Raw genomic sequence first — 17,665 nt, 5'->3', positions numbered from 1 at the left:
ATGACGCTGCGGCAGTCCCGATGCCGGAGACGCTGGCCGAGGCCGACAAGCTGAAGCTGCATGTCTACAACGCCGGCTTCCTGCGCCAGCCGCGGCTGCGCCGCATCCTCGACCTTGCCGGCTATCGCGTCAGCCCCCTGGGCCGGCCGGAGCCTGAGGGGCTGATCGGGGTCTGGGGCCATTCCCCCTATGCCCGCCGCGGCGAGGCCGTGGCCGAGCGCACGGGCGCGCAGTTGGTGCGGATCGAGGATGGCTTCCTGCGCTCCCTGCATCCCGCGCGCACGGGGCGCGAACCGCCCCTCAGCCTGACCATCGACCGCCTGGCCAGCCATTTCGACGGCAGCGCGCCGTCGGAGCTGGAACGCCTGTTGAAGCGCCACCCGCTGGACGACAGTCACCTGCTGGCCCGGTCGCGCGGGCTGATCGCACGGATGCGCGAGGCGCATCTGTCGAAATACGCCGCCACCGACCCCGCCTTGCCCCTGCCCCCGCCGGGCTACGTGCTGGTCATCGACCAGCTGCGCGGCGATGCCTCGGTCCGGCTCGGGGGCGCCGACGCGAACACCTTCCGCGAGATGCTCTACTGGGCGCAGGAGGAACACCCCGGCGCCCGCATCGTCATCAAGACCCACCCCGAGACCGCCCAGGGCCGCCGCCCGGGCTACTACGGAGAAAAGGACGCGGCGACGGCGCCCGACGGCAAGATTACCTTGCTGGATGCCCCCGTCAGCCCCTGGGCCCTGATGGAAGGCGCAGTGGCGGTCTATACCGTCAGTTCGCAACTGGGGTTCGAGGCGATCCTGGCGGGCCATCGCCCACGTGTCTTCGGCCAACCCTTCTATGCCGGCTGGGGGCTGAGCGACGATCGCCACCCCCTGCCCCACGGCCCCTCGCGCCGGGGCCGCAGCCTGACGCGCGCGCAGCTGGCGACCGGGGCGCTGCTGCTCTATCCCTACTGGTACGACCCGCACCACGACCGCCTGTGCGAGGCCGAAGAGGCCGCCGAGGCCCTGGCCGCCCGCGCGCGCGCCTGGCGCGAGGACCGCGCGGGCTGGCGCGGCGACAATATCCGGTTGTGGAAACGACGCCACTTCCAGGCCTTCTTCGGCCAGCAGAAACGGATGCGTTTCTCGCCTGGGAACGGGCCGCAGAAGCGGATGACCTGGGGCCCCGCGATCCGCGGCGCGACGGGTGTCGAGGACGGTTTCCTGCGCTCGCGCGGGCTGGGGGCGGACCTCGTGCCGCCGCTGTCGCTCTGCCTCGACGATCTGGGCATGTACTACGACCCGCGTCGCGAAAGCCGGCTGGAACGGCTGATCGAGGCGCGCGCCAACCTGCGTCCCGATCAGGCGTTGCGGGCTGAACACCTGATCGCCGATCTGCGCGCGGCGGGCCTGTCGAAATACAACCTCGGTGAACCGACAGATCTGCCCGAGCTGCCCAAACGACGCCCCGGTCAGCGCATCCTGCTGGTGCCGGGCCAGGTCGAGGATGACGCCTCCGTCCGGCTGGGCGGCGGGGCGGTCACCCGCAACCTCGACCTGCTGACCGCCGCCCGCCAGGTGGAGCCGGGCGCGCTTATCCTCTACAAGCCGCACCCCGACGTGCAACGCGGGCTGCGCCCCGGCGCCCTGACCGAGGCCGAGGTGCGCCGCTATGCCGATACGGTGGTGACCGAGGCCGATCCCGCCGCCTTGCTGGCAGGCGTGGATGCGGTCTGGACCATGACATCGCTGATGGGATTCGAGGCGCTGCTGCGCGGGGTCGAGGTCTTCTGCACCGGCCTGCCCTTCTACGCCGGCTGGGGCCTGACCCGCGACGTCGACCACCTCTCGCGCCGCCGGATGCGGGTCCCGCTGGAAGGCCTGGTGCATGCCACCCTGATCGACTACCCGCGCTATTTCGATCCGGTGACGGGCCAGCCCTGCACGGTGGAGGTCGCGGTCTCCCGCCTGCGGGAGGGCAAGGTGCCGCCGCGGGCGCGGCACCTACGGCTGCTGGCCAAGGCGCAGGGGGCGCTGGCCTCCCAGGCATGGCTCTGGCGCTAGCGGCGCCTTAGCCGGCGGTCGGACGCGCCCATCGGGTCAACACGTCGGGGCCAAGCGCGCGCATCTCGACCAGCGTCAGGCGCGGCGCCTCGGCCAGGCGATCGACGCCCAGGGCACCGATCCCCGGACGGCCCTCGGCCCCCAGAAGCATCCCGGCAGACATCACGATCAGCTCATCCACCAGGTCCGCCGCCATAAGCGTTGCGGCCAGTGCGCCGCCGCCCTCGCAGAAGACCCGCGTCAGCCCGGCCGCACCAAGCTCCTGCAGGACCGAGGAAATATCCAGCTGCCGGCCCGCCAGATCACAGGAGAACAGCCGCGCGCCCAGGCCCTGCCAGGCCTCGACCAGCGCCGGATCGGCATCGCGGCCGTGACAGATCCAGACCGGCACCTCCTTCGCGGTCCGGGCCAGGTTGCCCATCAGCGGCAGGTCCAGGCGACGGGAGACCACGACGCGCACCGGCTGATGATCCATGCCGAGATCTCGCACGGTCAGCGTCGGATCGTCGATACGGGCCGTGCCCGCGCCCACCATCACCGCGTCGTGGCGTGCGCGCAGGGCGTGCACCTCGCGCCGGGCGGCGGGGCCGGTGATCCACTGGCTTTCACCGGTGGCCGTGGCGATGCGCCCGTCCAGCGTCAGCGCCATCTTCAGGGTGACCAGCGGCCGCCCCTGCGCACGATTGAGGAAGAAGCCCGCGTGATCGGCAAGCGCCTGTTCGGCCAGAAGGCCAGTCGTCACCTCGATGCCGGCGTCCCGCAGCATGGCAAAGCCGCGCCCGTCGACGTTCGGATCGATGTCGGCAATGGGTGCCACGACACGGGCCACGCCTGCCGCGATCAGCGCCTCGGCGCAGGGGGGCGTGCGGCCATGATGGGCGCAAGGCTCAAGCGAGACGTAGGCGGTGGCGCCGCGCGCGCCCTCACCGGCCTGATCCAACGCCACGCGTTCCGCATGGGGCCGCCCGCCGGGCTGCGTCCAGCCGCGGCCAAGGATGCGGCCGTCCTTCACGATGACACAACCCACGGCCGGGTTGGGCCAGGTGCGACCCTGCCCCCGCCGGCCCAGCGACAGGGCCAGCGCGAGGTAGCGGGCGTCCTCCGGACGGGTCATCACTCGTCTTTGGGCAGGTTCGGACGCAGCTCGCTGACGAACTTGTCGAAGTCGTCGGCGGCCTGGAAATTCTTGTAGACGGAGGCGAAGCGCACGTAGGCGACGGTGTCGATGCGCGCCAGGGCTTCCATCACGATCTCGCCGATGACCTTGGACGGGATATCGGTCTCGCCCATGCTTTCCAGCCGGCGCACGATGCCCGAGATCATCTGGTCGATGCGTTCCTGCTCAACAGGCCGTTTCTGCATCGAGATGCGGATCGAGCGTTCCAGCTTGTCGCGGTCGAAATCCTCTCGACGGCCATTGGTCTTGATCACCACCAGGTCGCGCAATTGCACGCGTTCGTAGGTGGTGAACCGGCCCCCGCAGGACGGGCAGAAGCGCCGGCGACGGATCGCGGCATGGTCTTCCGCCGGGCGGGAATCCTTCACCTGGGTATCGACATTGCCGCAGAACGGACAGCGCATCGCACGTTGCTCCCTATCGCGCGCCCAGATATGGGCGCGTTTCGATCTTATCCACAGGCACTATAGGGGGTCTACTGGGGATTGGGTAGGGGCCATTTCGCGCCGCTAGATATGCTGCGAATTTGCCACGCTGCCCGGCGCTTAGGCGGCAAAGCTCGCGTAGGGGGCCGCGCCTGGCGCAGCCCGGCCCATGGAATGCAGCCCAGGCGCGTTAACCGGGTGGCGGAACGTGGAAGCTGTGCCGCCCCCGACCCGAATGCTTCGAGGCATAGAGCGCCGCATCGGCGTCCGCCAGCATCTGATCCGCCCGCGGGGCGTCATAGGCGGAGGACAGCGTGGTGCCCATGGAACAGGAAATCCGGCAGACCGCCCCCTCGAAGGTGACGGGCTGTTCCAGCCGGACCAGCAGCCGCGTCGCGATTTCCTCGATCCGGGCGCGTTTCGTCAGGTTGTGGAACAGCAACACGAACTCGTCCCCGCCGATGCGCGCCACGGTGTCGCCGGCGCGGGTTTCATCCAGCATCAGCCGGGCCACGTGCTGCAGCACGTAGTCCCCGGCGGCATGGCCGTGGCCGTCGTTGACCTGCTTGAACCAGTCCAGATCCAGGTGCATCAGCGAGAAATCCTGCCCCGTGCGGATCAGCCGGGCCAGGATGTGATCCAGCGCGCGGCGGTTCTTCAGCCCGGTCAGCGTATCGGTGAAGGCCTGTTCCTCCGCCGCGATCTTGGCCCCCTGAAGCCGCAGGTTGAGGGTGCGCGACGCCTCCATCGCCAGGGTCTTCGCCTCGATCAGGTAGAGCATCTCGATGGTCAGGTCGGTGGGGGCGAAATCGCCCGAATGCAGGGTGTAGGTCTGGATCCCGTCGAGGATCGAGATCCCGAAGGAGAAGGTGACAACGGCCCCGGCCCGCCCGGCCTCATCCGGCAAGAGCGGCGCCAGCACCGCCTTCAGCGCCGTGCGCGGGGCGTCGCGCAGCCGCAGGTGCAGCTTGATCCCGGCCGAGGCCAGCAGCGCCGCCATGCTGTCGACCGCGCGCGGGCGCGACAGCTCGAACAGCTCAAGAAACCTCTGACCGGCCATCGGCACGTCGGGGCGCAGCTTCTGCATCGTGGGGCCGGCGTGGATCACGTGGCCGGTGGCATCCAGCACCAGGTGCATCGGCGCCAGGATATCCAAAGCCCCCTGCGGCATCGGCGGGAGGGGATGCGCCGCCTGGCCGATCAGCACCGGGCCGGTCGCGTCGCCGGTCCTGTCGCCGGGCGCCTCCCGGGGCAGGCCTGCCGCCTCCGCAATGGCACGCCCTCTCCCCTCACCCGCCGCATCCTCCGCTGGCTGGCGGCGGCCGGGCGACAGCGCGGCATCACGGTCTGGTCGCGAAAGGCTCATCCGGCGCGCGCCCCCAGGTCGAAGGCCCGACCCTCGGCGAAGGCGGATTCGACCAGCGTCACCTCGATCACCTCCTCCTGCTGGTGATGGCCCGCGTGGTCCAGCATCACCAGCGCACCATAGTCATCGGCCATGGCCCGCAGGATACCGACCAGTACATGAGCAAAGCCCGGCGGGTAGGCCGAACAGGTGATACGATAGCGGTTGCCCGACAGCTGCCGCAGCTCCATCTGCGGCAGATCCAGATCAGAGACGGCCAGCCGCGTCCGATCCGGCAGCTCGTCCAGCGAATGCAGGAAATCCTCGTACCCCACGCCGGCAAAGCGCAGCAGGCGGCGCAGCCCCTCGTTATGGGGGTGGGACACCAGGTAGGTTCCCAGATCCTCCAGCAGGGTCGCGCGGGACTTGGCCAGCCGCGCCTCTGCCGCGTCGAGCACCCGGAAGGTCAGCGCGTCCTCATAGGTCAGCATCGCCTCGAATTCCGCCACCGGCAGATCGGCGTCGGCCACGACATCCCCCCACAGCGCGGCCCCATAGGTGTCGCGCAGGAAACATTGCAGCGATCTGTTGATCAATCCGTGCATCACAGGCCCGTCGTCCTTTGCCGCAGCATCGCGCGGGAGGTTTAAGAACGGGTCAACGGCGGCCCGCCCAAGCGCGGCCCGCGGGGCGGAACCGCTGGCCCTCGGCCGCCGAAGGCCATAGGGTCGGCCCAAATGAGTAAAGGGGTTTTCATGCCGACCGACACCAAGCCGCCTCTTCTGGCGGTGCTGATCGACGCAGACAATATCTCGGCCAAGTACGCCGAGGCGATGTTCGAGGAGATCACCACGCTGGGCGAGGCCAGCATCCGACGGATCTACGGCGATTTCTCCGGCGGTGGCCCCCAGGGCTGGAGCAAGGACAAGCTGGCCAACCTGGCCATCGTGCCCTTCCAGCAATTCGCCAACACCACCGGCAAGAACGCCAGCGACATCTCCCTGGTGATCGACGCGATGGACATCCTGCATTCGGGCCGTTTCGACGGCTTCGTGCTGATCTCCTCGGACAGCGATTTCACCCGCCTGGCCAGCCGGATCCGCGAACAGGGTCTGGATGTCTTCGGCATGGGCATGCGCAAGACCCCGGCGGCCTTCGTGAAGGCCTGCAAGCGGTTCATCTACGTCGAGAACCTGCTGCCCGACACCGGCAAGACCGACACGGTGAAGAAAGAGCGCGGCGGCCGTTCCGGCGCGGCGGCCAAGGAAGACACGAAGGAGGCGCAATCGCCCGCCAGCGTGTCCGAGGCCCCGGCGGAAACCGAGGATCCGACGAAGCTGATCATCCGCGCCATGGATGCGATCAACCAGGATGACGACTGGTATCTGCTGGGTCAGATCGGCCAGTACATCACCGCCGCCAAACCCGATTTCGACACCCGCAGCTACGGCAAGCGCAAGCTGAGCGACCTGGTGAAATCCCTGCCCCTGTTCGAGACGCGGCGCGGCGAGGGCAACCAGGTCGAAGTGCGCCGGCTGGACTGAGCCCCTGGCGGGCGGGCCCCATGCGCCCTGCCCGCCCTGCGGCGCGATGCCTCGCTCGACCTCGCACGCGCGCGTAACGCGCCTCTCCGCCGATAGGTTCCCGTTGATGCGCAGGTTTTTGCCTGCCGCGCCCGCCCCCTCTTGGCCTTCACCTTATCTTCACGCAGAAGCGACTGACCCGCCGGTCACCGGACCGGCACGAGCCAGCTACACCAGAGATCAACTCGGGGACAAACCGTGCGCTTCACCACACCGCGACGCCTTGTGGCGCTGCTTGGCCTGATGGCCACCACCGCCTGCACCCAGATGCCGCAGGAGGAAACACCCGGGATCCACCCGCAACGCCTGTCCTTCGCCATGGAAGAAGTCGATGCGCTGAAAAGCCGGGGCGCCCGCGTCTGGTGCGTGCCCTTCGCGCGCAACCTTTCGGGCGTCGAGATCCGCGGCAATGCCCGCACCTGGTGGCCCCAGGCCCAGGACGCCTACCCCGTCAGCAAGACCCCAGAGGTCGGCGCCGTCATGGCCTTCAGCGCCACGAAGTCGATGCCCCTGGGCCACGTCGCCGTGGTCTCCGCCCGCCAGGGCGACCGCCGCCTGCTGATCGACCACGCCAACTGGCACCGCAACGAGGTGTCGCTGGGCATGGCGGTCATCGATGTCTCGGAGGCCAACGACTGGTCCCGCGTGCGCGTGGAAACCAACCCCGGCGCCTTCGGCTCCGTCTACCCGGTCGAAGGGTTCATCCTGCCCGACGCCTGATCGCGCCGCGCAGCGCCCCTCCGGGGCGCGACGATGACCCAGGCGTCCTGCCTCAGAAATCGGTGGGCGCCCCGCCCTCTTCCTTGCGACGGATCACGAAATCCTCCAGCGCGGCGCGGTTGGCGTCGGGCATGGGCGGCGGGGTGAACTCGGCCAGGATGCGTTTCCAGGTGACATGGGCGCGTTCGGCGGTCCAGACCTCACCCGCCAGCTGGAAGGCCTCGAAGTTGCGCCAGTCCGAAAGGAAGGGCTGGTAGAAGGCGGTGGTATAGCGGTCCTGGGTATGGGGGATGCCGAAGAAATGGCCGTCCTGGCGCACCTCGCGCATCGCCTCCAGCGCCAGCGATCCCTCGTCCACCGCGCAGATCTCCGGCTCCAGGTAGCGCTGGATCTGCTGGATCACCTCGCAATCCATGACGAATTTCTCCGGGCTGGCGATCAGCCCACCCTCCAGCCAGCCGGCGGCGTGGTAGACCACGTTGGCGCCCGACTGCACGGCCGCCCAGAGCGCATTGGACGTCTCCCACATCGCCTGCCCGTCCGGCACGTTCGCCGCGCAGGATCCGGAGGCGCGCATCGGCAGCCCGTAGTGGCGGCACATCTGGCCGGTCATCTGGGTGGCGCGCATGTATTCCGGCGTGCCGAAGGCCGGCGCGCCCGACTTCATGTCCACGTTCGAGGTGAAGGTGCCGAAGGCACAGGGCGCGCCGGGGCGGATCACCTGCGCGAGCGCAATGGCCGACAGCCCCTCGGCCAGCGACTGCACCACCGCGCCGGCCATGGTCACCGGCGCCATGGCCCCCGCCAGGGTGAAGGGCGACACGATCAGCCCCTGCCCCCGCCGCGCCATGCGCATCCAGCCGTCCAGCATCGGATAGTCATGCTTCAGCGGCGAGGTGGAGTTGATGTTGGTATAGAGGTGGGGGCGCGCGGTGAAGGTCTCCTCGTCCCAGCCGCCCGACAGGCGCACCATCTCCATCACGTCCTCGACCCGTTCGGCGCCCAGCGAATAGGCGTGGGGCACCTTGTCGGTCAGGGTCAGCTTGTCGAACAGCACGTCGAGATGGCGGATCGACGGGTGAATGTCGACAGGTTCGACCGGGTAGCCCCCGGCGAAGTGGATACAGTTGAAATACTGGGTCAGCCGCAGAAGGTTGGCGCAATGGGCGCGGGTGCCGGGGATCTTCCGGCCCAGGTCCATGTCCCAGTAGTTCGGCGGCGAGGAGACATTGCCGAAGAGGATTGCCCGCCCGCCGACCGGCAGGTCGTGCGCCGGGTTCCGGGCGCTCAGCGTCCATTCCGACGGGGCCAGGGCCAGCATCTCGGTGACGAAATCGCGGTCCATGCGGACCACCTCGCCGTCAACGATACAGCCCGCCTGCGCCAGGATGGTCCGCGCTTCCGGATGGAGGAAGGCGACGCCGATCTCCTCCAGCACCGTCATGGCCGCGCCATGGACGGCCATCACGCCGTCGTCGTCCAGCGGCTCGGTCGGGGCGTCGATGTTGATCGGGATGCGCCAGGCGCTTTGCTGGATCGCGTGATCCCCGCGCCGGGCGGCAGACCCGGCCCGGCCGCCTCCACGGCGTCCCTTCCGGGCCGGGCTGGAGGCGCTTGCGGTCTCTGCGGCGGGGGGCGTCGGACGATCGGTCATGGGCATCTCCCTGGGCTCTGCCCCAGAGAAGCGCGCGCACCCGACGCGTTACGCGCAGGAAAACGACACCGCCTGTCGTTTTCGTCTCATCCGCGGGTGCCGGGCGGCCTGCCGGTGCACAGCCGACAGCGCCCTGCACAGATCGAGGGCGGTCAGCCCGCGCGGGCGAGCCAGCCGGGCAGATGGCCGATGTCGGGCAGTACGACATCCGCATGGGGGGCCAGCTCTTCCCGCGGCGCCAGGCCGGTCAGCACGGCGATGCAGGTCATGCCCGCTGCGCGCCCCGCGAGCATGTCATGGGTGCTGTCCCCCACCATGCCGATCTGATCGGGCGCCAGCCCGGTCTGGCGGGCGAAGGCCAGAAGCGGCGCCGCGTCGGGTTTCGCCCCGTGCCCGGAATCGAACCCGGCCAGGAAGGGAAAGAAGCCGTCGACCCCGGCTGCGCGCAACTGGCGACGGGCGGAGAACTCGGCATCATTGGTCATCACGCCCAGGTGCAGCCCGCGCGCCTCGCTCAGCTCCCGCAGCAGCGGCGCCAGCGGCGTGGCTGGCACCAGGGGCGCCTTGGCGGCGGCCTCGGCCAGGTAGCTTTCGACCCCGGCCAGATCGTGCCCCGGCAATTGCGTCAACAGCAGCTCCGCCGCCTCGCGGTTGGTGCCCGCGATGACCGGGCTGTCGGGGTGGAAACCGCCCCGGTCCAGGTCGAACCGTACCGCGTCGGCCAGCGCCCGCGCGCGGGCGGCATCCCCGCCGGACAGATCCGCGATCACGTCCCGGGCCCAGCTGTTCCAGGTCCCGCCGAAGTCGAACAGCGTGCCGTCCTTGTCGAAGATCAATCCCCTGAGCATGCTGTCCTTTCTCCTTCTCGCCGCCGGTGGCCATGGCGCGCAAGCTGCGCGATCGCGCCTCCGGGCACAAGGGCCGGCAGCCCCCCAGGCACAGGTTTGAGGGGGCGGGCGACCGGCATGTCCCGGGGCAATGCTTGACTTTCCGCCCCTGCTCAGTCTCATGACCCCATGGAGAGTGAGACCCCCCCTTATCGGCTGCATGACTCCCTGGGCTACTGGCTGTCGGTGACGGCCCGGATCCAGGAACGTCGCCTGGACGAGAAACTGCGCGAGATCGGCCTGACCCGGATCACCTGGTGTCTTCTGCTGGGTGTGGCCAACGAAGGGCTGTCGCAGCCCTCGGAGCTGGCCGAGTTCGTCGGCATCGACCGCACCGCCACCTCGCGCGCGTTGCGGCAGCTGGAACAGGCGGGTCTGCTGTCGCGCAGCTCGGGCACCGGGGACCGGCGCACCCGGCAGATCCACCTCACCGATGAGGGCTACGAGGCGGTGCGCATCGGCACGCCCTTCGCCCGTGCCAACGGCGATGTCATGGCCGCACGCCTCGGCGAGGCCGAAACTGTCGAGCTACGCCGCCTGCTGCGCAAGCTGGCCGAGGGCGAAGAGGCACAGCTGAGCCACTTGTAAGGCCGCGCCCCGCTTCTCCGCTCCGGGCGCGGGGACTTGCCGATCTCGCGGGACGCGCTCGGCGCGATATTGCCATCACGCGTTCGTTAACAGCTATTCCGGGACCGTAGCGGTTTCAGGTCCAGTGCACCTGTTCGCCGCCCGGAAGCATCTGACGCGCTTGGCCCGGCATCTCGTAGTCCAGCCCCTCGGCCTGGCAGAAGGCCATCACCCAGTCGTCGTCCATCAGCACGAAATCCAGAACAGATCCAAGGAAATGAGGGTCTTGCGCGGCGCGGCGCAGGTCTTCGGGCGCCAGGCCGCTGGCTCCCATGAAGACCGGCAGCAGCTCTTCGTCGTTCGCCAGCCAGACCAGGCAGGCGGTTGCGATCTCTTCGGCGCGGGAGCGGGACAGGGGCATGGCTGACACAAAACCGGTAAATTACGTGCAAGAGTTTCTTAACCAATTTCACCAATTCATGGCTCAGGCAAGACCGCTCTGGCGGACCACTGCCCCCGCCCCGCCCGCAGCGCCGCTGCGCCCCGTCGCCCTGCCGCCAATGGATCCCAGACCGCATGCCCGGACGCATCCTCATCCTCGACGACGATGTCACCCGCCGGATCACCCTGGCGGCGCGGCTGTCGGGCGCCTTCTACGAGATCCGCCTCGCCGACACCCTGGAGGAGGCGCTGGCGCTGGTCGCGGAATGGCAGCCCGCGATGCTTCTGGTGGCGGATGACCTGGCCCGGGCGCCTGCGGCCGGGGTGCTGCGACGGCTACGCGCCACGCCGCGGCTGGCCGAGGCCGCGCTGCTGGTGGTCACCGCGCCCGGGGCCCACATGGGCCGGTCGGACCTACTGGTCGCCGGCGCCGACGACGTGATCGCGCGCAGCGAACCGCAGGAGGTCTTCCAGGCGCGGCTGCGCAGCCATGACCGGGCGCGCGAACTGCTGCAGACGCTGAAGCCGCGCGGCGCCGCCCTGTCCCTGCCGGGCCTGGCCGAGGATCGCGCCCGTTTTCGCACCCCCACGCGGGTCACGGTGCTGGCCCCCGATCCCGACAGCGCCCGAGCCTGGCAGAAGGAGCTGGCGGGGGCACCGGGTTTCCGGATCGAGTTGCGCGACCTGTCGGGCCTGCGTGACGCCGGCGGCGGCCTGTCGGCCGATATCCTGCCGGATCGGGCCGGGCTGCTGGTGCTGGGCCTGACCCCGGGCAGCGAGGCCCTGGGCCTGCGCCTGCTGGCCCGGGTGAAGGCCCGCGCCGATCAGCCCGACCAGGAGATCCTGCTGCTGGCCCCGGGCGCGCCCGCGCGCATCCAGGTCCAGGGGTTCGAAATCGGCGCCAGCGCCGTGATGACCGGCCCCTTCGATGCCGCCGAGATCGTGGCGCGCCTGCGGCTGCTGCGCGCCCGCCTGATGCGCCGCCGGTCCCTGCGTCGCGCCCTGAACGAGGGCATGCGCGCCTCGATCACCGATCCGCTGACGGGGCTCTACAACCGGCGCTACGCCTTGCCTCTGCTGGCCCAGGTGGCCCGACGCGGGGCGATGCTGGGGGAACCCTTTGCGGTGATGGTCGCCGATCTGGATCATTTCAAGACGGTCAATGACCGCTTCGGCCATGCCGCCGGCGACCTGGCCCTGCAGAGCGTGGCCGAGGTCATGCGGACCAACCTGCGCAAGGAAGATGTGCTGGCGCGGATCGGGGGGGAGGAATTCCTGGCCATCCTGCCGGCCGCCGATCCCGAGGCGGCCCTGGCCAGCGCCGAACGGCTGCGGGTCCGCGTCCGCGACTGCCCCGTTCGCCCGGAAAACGCCCCGGCCATTCCGCTGACGATCTCTGTCGGCGTGACCCTGGGGCACGAAGGGCGGCGCAGCCCCGAGGCTCTGCTGGCCGATGCCGATCGAGCGCTCTATGCCGCCAAGCATGCCGGGCGCGACCGGGTGATGCGCCATGTGCCGGGCGGCGCGGCGTCCTGCCCCTTGCCTTTTGCCCCGGAGGGGCGCGCGGAGCGCCAGGCCTGATCAGTTCGTCACGCGGCTGCCACTGTGCTGGAATTGGGACGCCGGCGCGCCAGCCAGCCTACTCCTGATCGCGCGGCCCGTCGGCGGCGCGCAGGGGGCCATCACGATGGCGCGCGTCGAACCGCTCCAACCCTTCTTCCAGCCGGTCGGCAAAGGCGCGCCGCGCCTCCGGGGACATCCCGTCGATATGCGCCAGCAGCGCGCGCTGGCCGGCGGCCTGGAACCGCGCGGCGTCCTGCCTCTGGGCCTCAAGGAGGTCCTGCACGGCCCGGGCATCATAGGGGTCGGCCCGCAGGGCGGTCAGGATCCGGTCGTAATCGGCACGGCGCGACCGACGGTCACGGCCATCGGCGCGCAATTCGCGAAAGACGCGGCGGCCGATCTCGTGCCGGTCCTCATCCGACAGGGCGAAGGTCAACGCCCCGCCAACGCGGTCGGGACGCGGCGGCGGCCCGTCGAAGGGCGCCCGCAGGACGAACCCCAGCACCAGCCCCACCACCGCCAGATTCAGCGCCAGCGAGGCGAAGAGCAGCACCCGCACCCCGCGGCCCATGCGGGCGCGCGGCGGACGCGCCGTCGGGCCGCCCTCGGGGGCCTCGCGGTCGGGGGCGCGGGTTTCGGGAGCTTGGTCTTTCGGGTCGCGCATCACGTCACCCCTCGCTGTCCAGGAATTCGAAGGCACTGGTGCTGTCCACCAGGTAGGGATTGGCGCTGAGGCCGGTGCCAAAGGCACTGTCGAGGCCCGATTGCAGGGCTGCCGGGGGCATCAGCCCCAGCCAGAGACCCACCAGGGTGACCGCGCCCAGGCCCGCCAGGGCCGCGCCCCCGCCGATGGCGCGGATGACCTGCGCCCAGAAACCGCCCGGGCCGAAGCCTGCGCCGGGCATCATCGCGCCGCCCATGCCACCGGCGCCGGCGGGCACCAGGCCGGGGGCAAAGCCGCGCGCCGGCACATGGGCCCGTGCGGCGGCTCTCGCGGCCTCGGCCGTACTGGCGCGCAGATCCATCAGGGTGTCGGCATCCGCCAGGATGCGAGCCGACAAGCCGGGCGGCAGGCCCTCCGCCCCGCCCGGAGGCAGGTCCGGCAGGTCGCCCGTGTCACGGGTATTCCGTTCGGCCCGCGCCTCCGCGAAGAGGGCATCGAGCGCCGCATCGGCCAGGCTGTCCGGCCTGTTCTGTCTGTCGTCGCGATCGGTCATCCGTCGTACCCCAATTCCTCGCGCCGCGCCGCCAGAAGGCGGGCCAGCGCCCGTTTGCCCCGCGCCGTCAGGCTTTCCACGGCCTCGGTGCTGATGTCTAGGATCGCGGCAATCTCAGGATTGCCCAGACCCTCCAGGTGACGCAAGACCACCGCCTGCCGCTGACGGTCCGGCAGTTGGTCCAGTGCTTCCTGCAGCGCATCCATCCGCGCCCGCGATTGCAGCTCCTCGTCGGCGGGCAGCCCCGGGTCGGCGGGTTCCGGGATCGCGTCGAGATCCGTCGTGCCCCCGCGCCGCCGGCGCAGCCGGTCGGTGCAGAGGTTGGCCGTGACCCGGTAGAGCCAGGTCGACACTTTCGCCTCGCCCTGCCGCCAGTCGGGCGCGATGCGCCACAGGCGCAGCATCGCCTCCTGGGTGACATCCTCGGCCTCGGCCCGGTCGCCCAGCATGCGCGCCGCCTGGGCCAGCACCCGGGGCGCCAGCCGTTCGGTCAGCAGCCGCGCCGCCGTGCCGTCACCGTTGGCGTAAAGCACCAGCAGCGCGTCGTCGGGTATGGCGTCTGGATCGTCGAAGGCCATCTCTGTCATACCTGTCGGGCTATCGCCTTCCTGGAAGTCTGTCTATCGCGCGGCCGCCCGTCCGGCGGCCCCGTCCTGCGGCAATTTGCACCCCGGCCCGGGGCGACTGAGGGACGCAGCAGGCCCCGGGCCGAGGCGCCCCGCGACCCCGGGGGGAGGTCACGGAACCCTTGTCCCTGGCCTTACTCGGCCGGGGTCTCGGCAGGCATGTCGAGGAAGAGACGCATCAGGCCACCTTCCCCCCTGGCGCCACCGCCCATGCCGCGATCGGCCTGGCCGCGCGGACCATGGCCCCGGTCACCCCAGCCACGGTCGCCGTGATCGTGCCAGCCCATGCCGCGCTTGCCGCCACGCTGGTCCCCGAAGGACCCGCGCGGGCCATCGCCCATGCGTTTCTGGAACCGGTCCTGGGCGGCGGCGAATTCTTCCTCGCTGATCGCCCCGTCCTCGTCGGTGTCAAAGCGGCTGAAGAAGGAGCCATCGCCGCGCGGTTGCGGGAAGACCTCATCCTTGGTCAGCACGCCGTCCTCGTCGGCATCGGCGAACTCCATCATCCGCTGGGCCGCCTGGTCGCGACGCGCGGCGCGCTGCGCCTCGGCGCGGGCTTCCATGAAGCCGGTGATCTCGTCCTTGGTGATCTCGCCGTCCGCGTTGGCGTCGGCCTTCTCGAAGGCGGCGTCCAGGCGGGCCTGGCCGGCGGCCATGATCTCTTCCTGGGTCACCTTGCCGTCACCATCGGCGTCGGTCTGGGCGAAATCGAAGATCGGGCCACGGCCCATGCCGCCGGGCTGGCCGCCAAACTGGCCACCGGGCTGTGCGGTCACGCCGGAGGCCAAGGCCGTCAGGGCGATTGCGGTGGCGGTTCCAAACAGGGCAATGCGTTTCATCTCGTCTACTCCTCAAGGTCCCTTCCGGGATCGTTCGGGCGGGGCGCCTTGCCGTCCGCCTTCTGGCAAGTCAAACGGGCCACCCCCGGGTTTCCGTCGCCCGGTCGACGATTTTTTTCGTCCCGATCGCCGCCGCCCCCCTGTTTACGGGCGCCAAAGACGCTAAGCTGCGGATCGGAGTGAGAAATCGGCATCCGCCCCCGGGCGTGGTGCCGGCAACGGGAGGAGGACGCGGGCACCTGGCGTGCAGACCGCAAGAGATGACTCGTCGACAGATCATTTGCGACATGGAGCCGCAAGCGGCCGCAGAGCCTTCCCAGGTCGCGGCCAAGGCCCCATGTTTCGGTCAAACGCCCCCGCGATCAAGGATCGGCGCCCCTGCGCCACAGGACCATCAGATGCACAACCATCCAGATCAGCCGCAGCAGACGGCCCCCACAGCCGCCGGACCGGCACAGCCCGCCCCGCCTGCGCAGGCCGACGCCACGGACCCGCAGACCCAGCAGCAGGGCGACGGCAACGCCCCCCGCCGCAGCGATCGGCCGGAGCCGCGCCCCGAGCGTCCGCTGAAACCGGCCCTGCGCCGGGGATGGCGCCGGCGCTGCCCCAATTGCGGGTCGGGCCCGCTGATGAAGGGGTTCCTAAAGGTGCGCGATCACTGCCCCGTCTGCCGCGAAACCTTCAGTCACCACCGCGCCGATGACGGCCCCGCCTACCTGACCATCCTGATCGTCGGCCACCTTTCGGCGCCGCTGATGGGATCGGTCTGGATGGCCTGGCAGCCGGAGCCGCTTGTGCTGTTCACCGTCTTCGCTATTGGCACGGTGGCCCTCTCTCTCTACCTTCTGCCACGGCTCAAGGGCGCGATGGTCGCCTTCCAATGGGCCCGCTACATGCACGGCTTCGGCGCCGACGGCGCCTGACCGCGCCCGTCCGGGCCGGGGCCGATCTGGGGAGGATCGAGATGCAGGACCAGACAACAGCCGCCGGCCAGCCGCCGCGGGACAAGAGCGCGCTACGCGACGCCGCCACGGTGATCGCCCTGCGCCGCCGCGACGGTACGCGCGAGGTTCTGATGGGCCAACGCGGCAGCAAGGCCGCCTTCATGCCCGGCAAGTTCGTCTTTCCCGGTGGCGCGGTCGACCCGGGCGATGCCCAGGTGCCCCTGGCCGCGCCCCTGCCGCCCCTCTGCGCCGAACGTCTGGGCGAGGATTGCCCCCCCGGCCTGGCCCCGGCGCTGGCCGCCGCCGCCATTCGCGAGCTGTGGGAGGAAACCGGCCTGGTGCTGGGGCGGCCGGGCGACTGGCCCGATGCGCCGGCGGACTGGCGCGACTTTGCCGCCACCGGCCACCGGCCCGACCCCTCGGCCCTGCGCTTCGTCTTTCGCGCAGTCACCCCGCCCGGCCGCCCGCGCCGCTTCGACGCGCGGTTCTTCACCCTGGACGCGGATCGCGCCATCGCCGGCGACCTCGACGATTTCACCGCTGCCTCGGACGAGCTGAGTTTCCTGCAGTGGATCCCCCTGCCCGAGGCGCGCGCCTTCGACCTGCCCTTCATCACCGAGGTGGTCCTGGCCGAGGTCGCCGCCCGCGACAGTGACGAGGCCCCCGCCAGCGTGCCCTATTTCGCGCAAGGGGAAGAAGCCCAGCTGTTCCGGCGGCTGAAGGGGCGTTCCCCGCTCGACGAGGTCAGCTGAGCCAGATCAGCGCCACGACCGAGGCCGTGACCAGTCCGATGCCCCACAGCTCCCGCCGGGACATGGTTTCGCGGAAGAACAGCACCGAGGCCAGCAGCGACAGCACCACCTCGAACTGGCCGACCGCATAGACCAGCGCGGCGGTCTGCAAGGTGAAAGCGGTGAACCAGCAGAAGGATCCCGCGACCGAGGTGACGCCGACCCAGATCGTGCCACGCCAGGCAGCGACCACGCGGCTGATCTCGCCCCGTTCGCGCAGACGCAGCCAGGCGGCCATCACCAGCAGCTGCATGGTGACCACCACCAGCAGGGTCAGCAAGGCGCGTTCCCCGGGCGTGCCCGGCACCGCCAGCGAGGCGGCGCGGTAGGCCACCCCCGACAGGGCGAAGAACAGGCCCGAGGCCAGGCCGATGCCCGCCTCACGGGTGGCGAAGCGGGCCAGCAGGGTCCTGCCCTCGGGCAGGTTGGTCAGAATCAGGACCCCCGCCATGCCCGCCAGGATCGCAATCAGGGCGGGCCCGGACACGCCCTCGCCCAGCAGGACGAACCCCAAAAGCGCGGTCAGCAGCACCTCGGTCTTCTTCAGGGTCACGCCAACGGCGAAGTTGCGCCCCTTGAACAGCACCACCACCAGCACCGTCGCCAGGATCTGCGTCACGCCCCCCAGCATGGCCCAGAGCCAGAACAGCGGCGGCAGCGGCGGCAGGGCGATCCCGCTCAGCCCCCAGGCCAGCCAGACCAGCGGCGCGGACCACAGGAAGCGCGCAAAGGTCGCGCCGCCGGCGCTGAGGCCGGCCCCCGCCAGATGTTTCTGCAACATGAAGCGCGCGGTCTGGAAAACGACGGCGGCTAGGGTGACGGGGATCCAGAGGCTCAT

The 17,665-nt window shown here is 70.2% G+C and carries 19 protein-coding genes; 7 read left to right on the top strand and 12 right to left on the bottom strand.

What is annotated here, in order from left to right; all coding sequences use genetic code 11:
* Positions 1–20: 20 nt before the first annotated feature.
* Entirely contained in the window at positions 21–2,048 is a 2,028-nt protein-coding gene (locus tag LC066_RS14975) for a capsular polysaccharide biosynthesis protein (protein WP_224900605.1), read from the top strand.
* Between the two features lie 7 nt (positions 2,049–2,055).
* Here the strand turns inward: LC066_RS14975 and ribD are convergent, their stop codons facing one another.
* From ribD to LC066_RS14955, 4 genes are all read right to left on the bottom strand, one after another.
* Positions 2,056–3,162, bottom strand: coding sequence for a bifunctional diaminohydroxyphosphoribosylaminopyrimidine deaminase/5-amino-6-(5-phosphoribosylamino)uracil reductase RibD (gene ribD / locus LC066_RS14970; RefSeq protein ID WP_224900602.1), 1,107 nt, complete (start codon positions 3,160–3,162; stop codon positions 2,056–2,058).
* Positions 3,162–3,629 (bottom strand): transcriptional regulator NrdR, encoded by a 468-nt coding sequence (nrdR, locus tag LC066_RS14965; protein ID WP_085885971.1) that lies wholly within the window; start codon positions 3,627–3,629, stop codon positions 3,162–3,164. The genes ribD and nrdR overlap by 1 nt, the downstream gene beginning before the upstream one ends.
* 211 nt (positions 3,630–3,840) lie before the next feature.
* Complete coding sequence (locus LC066_RS14960) at positions 3,841–4,821, bottom strand: sensor domain-containing diguanylate cyclase (RefSeq protein ID WP_224900918.1); 981 nt, start codon at positions 4,819–4,821, stop codon at positions 3,841–3,843.
* Between the two features lie 191 nt (positions 4,822–5,012).
* Positions 5,013–5,600: a heme NO-binding domain-containing protein gene (locus LC066_RS14955; protein WP_224900599.1), complete on the bottom strand. Its 588-nt coding sequence runs from the start codon at positions 5,598–5,600 to the stop codon at positions 5,013–5,015.
* 150 nt (positions 5,601–5,750) lie between these two features.
* On the opposite strand from LC066_RS14955, the gene LC066_RS14950 reads away from it, so the two are divergent.
* Both LC066_RS14950 and LC066_RS14945 read left to right on the top strand, forming a co-directional pair.
* Entirely contained in the window at positions 5,751–6,539 is a 789-nt protein-coding gene (locus tag LC066_RS14950) for an NYN domain-containing protein (protein WP_224900596.1), read from the top strand.
* Positions 6,540–6,821: 282 nt separating this feature from the next.
* A complete protein-coding gene (locus LC066_RS14945; protein WP_412103247.1) occupies positions 6,822–7,298 on the top strand; it encodes a CHAP domain-containing protein in 477 nt (158 codons plus the stop codon).
* Between the two features lie 52 nt (positions 7,299–7,350).
* On the opposite strand, the gene LC066_RS14940 is transcribed toward LC066_RS14945, so the two are convergent.
* On the bottom strand, positions 7,351–8,952 hold the full coding sequence (locus tag LC066_RS14940) for a trimethylamine methyltransferase family protein (RefSeq protein WP_224900593.1): 1,602 nt from the start codon (positions 8,950–8,952) through the stop codon (positions 7,351–7,353).
* Between the two features lie 152 nt (positions 8,953–9,104).
* Positions 9,105–9,800 carry an HAD family hydrolase gene (locus LC066_RS14935; protein ID WP_224900591.1) on the bottom strand — a complete coding sequence of 232 codons (696 nt, stop codon included), beginning with the start codon at positions 9,798–9,800 and terminating at the stop codon, positions 9,105–9,107.
* Between the two features lie 168 nt (positions 9,801–9,968).
* Between LC066_RS14935 and LC066_RS14930 the strand changes: the two genes are divergently transcribed.
* Positions 9,969–10,427: a MarR family winged helix-turn-helix transcriptional regulator gene (locus LC066_RS14930; RefSeq protein ID WP_222478541.1), complete on the top strand. Its 459-nt coding sequence runs from the start codon at positions 9,969–9,971 to the stop codon at positions 10,425–10,427.
* Positions 10,428–10,542: 115 nt separating this feature from the next.
* Here the strand turns inward: LC066_RS14930 and LC066_RS14925 are convergent, their stop codons facing one another.
* Complete coding sequence (locus tag LC066_RS14925) at positions 10,543–10,827, bottom strand: DUF3572 domain-containing protein (protein ID WP_224900588.1); 285 nt, start codon at positions 10,825–10,827, stop codon at positions 10,543–10,545.
* Between the two features lie 155 nt (positions 10,828–10,982).
* On the opposite strand from LC066_RS14925, the gene LC066_RS14920 reads away from it, so the two are divergent.
* Positions 10,983–12,428 (top strand): diguanylate cyclase, encoded by a 1,446-nt coding sequence (locus LC066_RS14920; protein ID WP_224900586.1) that lies wholly within the window; start codon positions 10,983–10,985, stop codon positions 12,426–12,428.
* A 58-nt stretch (positions 12,429–12,486) separates the two neighbouring features.
* Here the strand turns inward: LC066_RS14920 and LC066_RS14915 are convergent, their stop codons facing one another.
* The 4 genes from LC066_RS14915 to LC066_RS14900 form a co-directional block, all read right to left on the bottom strand.
* Positions 12,487–13,074 carry a periplasmic heavy metal sensor gene (locus LC066_RS14915; protein WP_224900584.1) on the bottom strand — a complete coding sequence of 196 codons (588 nt, stop codon included), beginning with the start codon at positions 13,072–13,074 and terminating at the stop codon, positions 12,487–12,489.
* A gap of 4 nt (positions 13,075–13,078) precedes the next feature.
* A complete protein-coding gene (locus LC066_RS14910; protein ID WP_224900582.1) occupies positions 13,079–13,627 on the bottom strand; it encodes a hypothetical protein in 549 nt (182 codons plus the stop codon).
* On the bottom strand, positions 13,624–14,214 hold the full coding sequence (locus LC066_RS14905) for an RNA polymerase sigma factor (protein ID WP_224900578.1): 591 nt from the start codon (positions 14,212–14,214) through the stop codon (positions 13,624–13,626). The genes LC066_RS14910 and LC066_RS14905 overlap by 4 nt, the downstream gene beginning before the upstream one ends.
* Positions 14,215–14,387: 173 nt before the next feature.
* Positions 14,388–15,092 carry an EF-hand domain-containing protein gene (locus LC066_RS14900; RefSeq protein ID WP_224900575.1) on the bottom strand — a complete coding sequence of 235 codons (705 nt, stop codon included), beginning with the start codon at positions 15,090–15,092 and terminating at the stop codon, positions 14,388–14,390.
* 398 nt (positions 15,093–15,490) lie between these two features.
* On the opposite strand from LC066_RS14900, the gene LC066_RS14895 reads away from it, so the two are divergent.
* Positions 15,491–16,015, top strand: coding sequence for a DUF983 domain-containing protein (locus LC066_RS14895; RefSeq protein ID WP_222478555.1), 525 nt, complete (start codon positions 15,491–15,493; stop codon positions 16,013–16,015).
* Between the two features lie 41 nt (positions 16,016–16,056).
* Positions 16,057–16,788 (top strand): NUDIX hydrolase, encoded by a 732-nt coding sequence (locus LC066_RS14890; protein WP_224900572.1) that lies wholly within the window; start codon positions 16,057–16,059, stop codon positions 16,786–16,788.
* Here the strand turns inward: LC066_RS14890 and LC066_RS14885 are convergent.
* The gene (locus LC066_RS14885; protein WP_224900569.1) at positions 16,781–17,665 is read right to left on the bottom strand and encodes a DMT family transporter; all 885 of its coding nucleotides are present in this window, start codon (positions 17,663–17,665) and stop codon (positions 16,781–16,783) included. The genes LC066_RS14890 and LC066_RS14885 overlap by 8 nt on opposite strands.

Origin of the sequence: Pseudooceanicola marinus, from assembly GCF_020177265.1 — a bacterium.
Classification (GTDB): Bacteria; Pseudomonadota; Alphaproteobacteria; order Rhodobacterales; family Rhodobacteraceae; genus Pseudooceanicola; species Pseudooceanicola marinus_A.
This window is presented reverse-complemented; position numbering and strand designations above follow the sequence as displayed.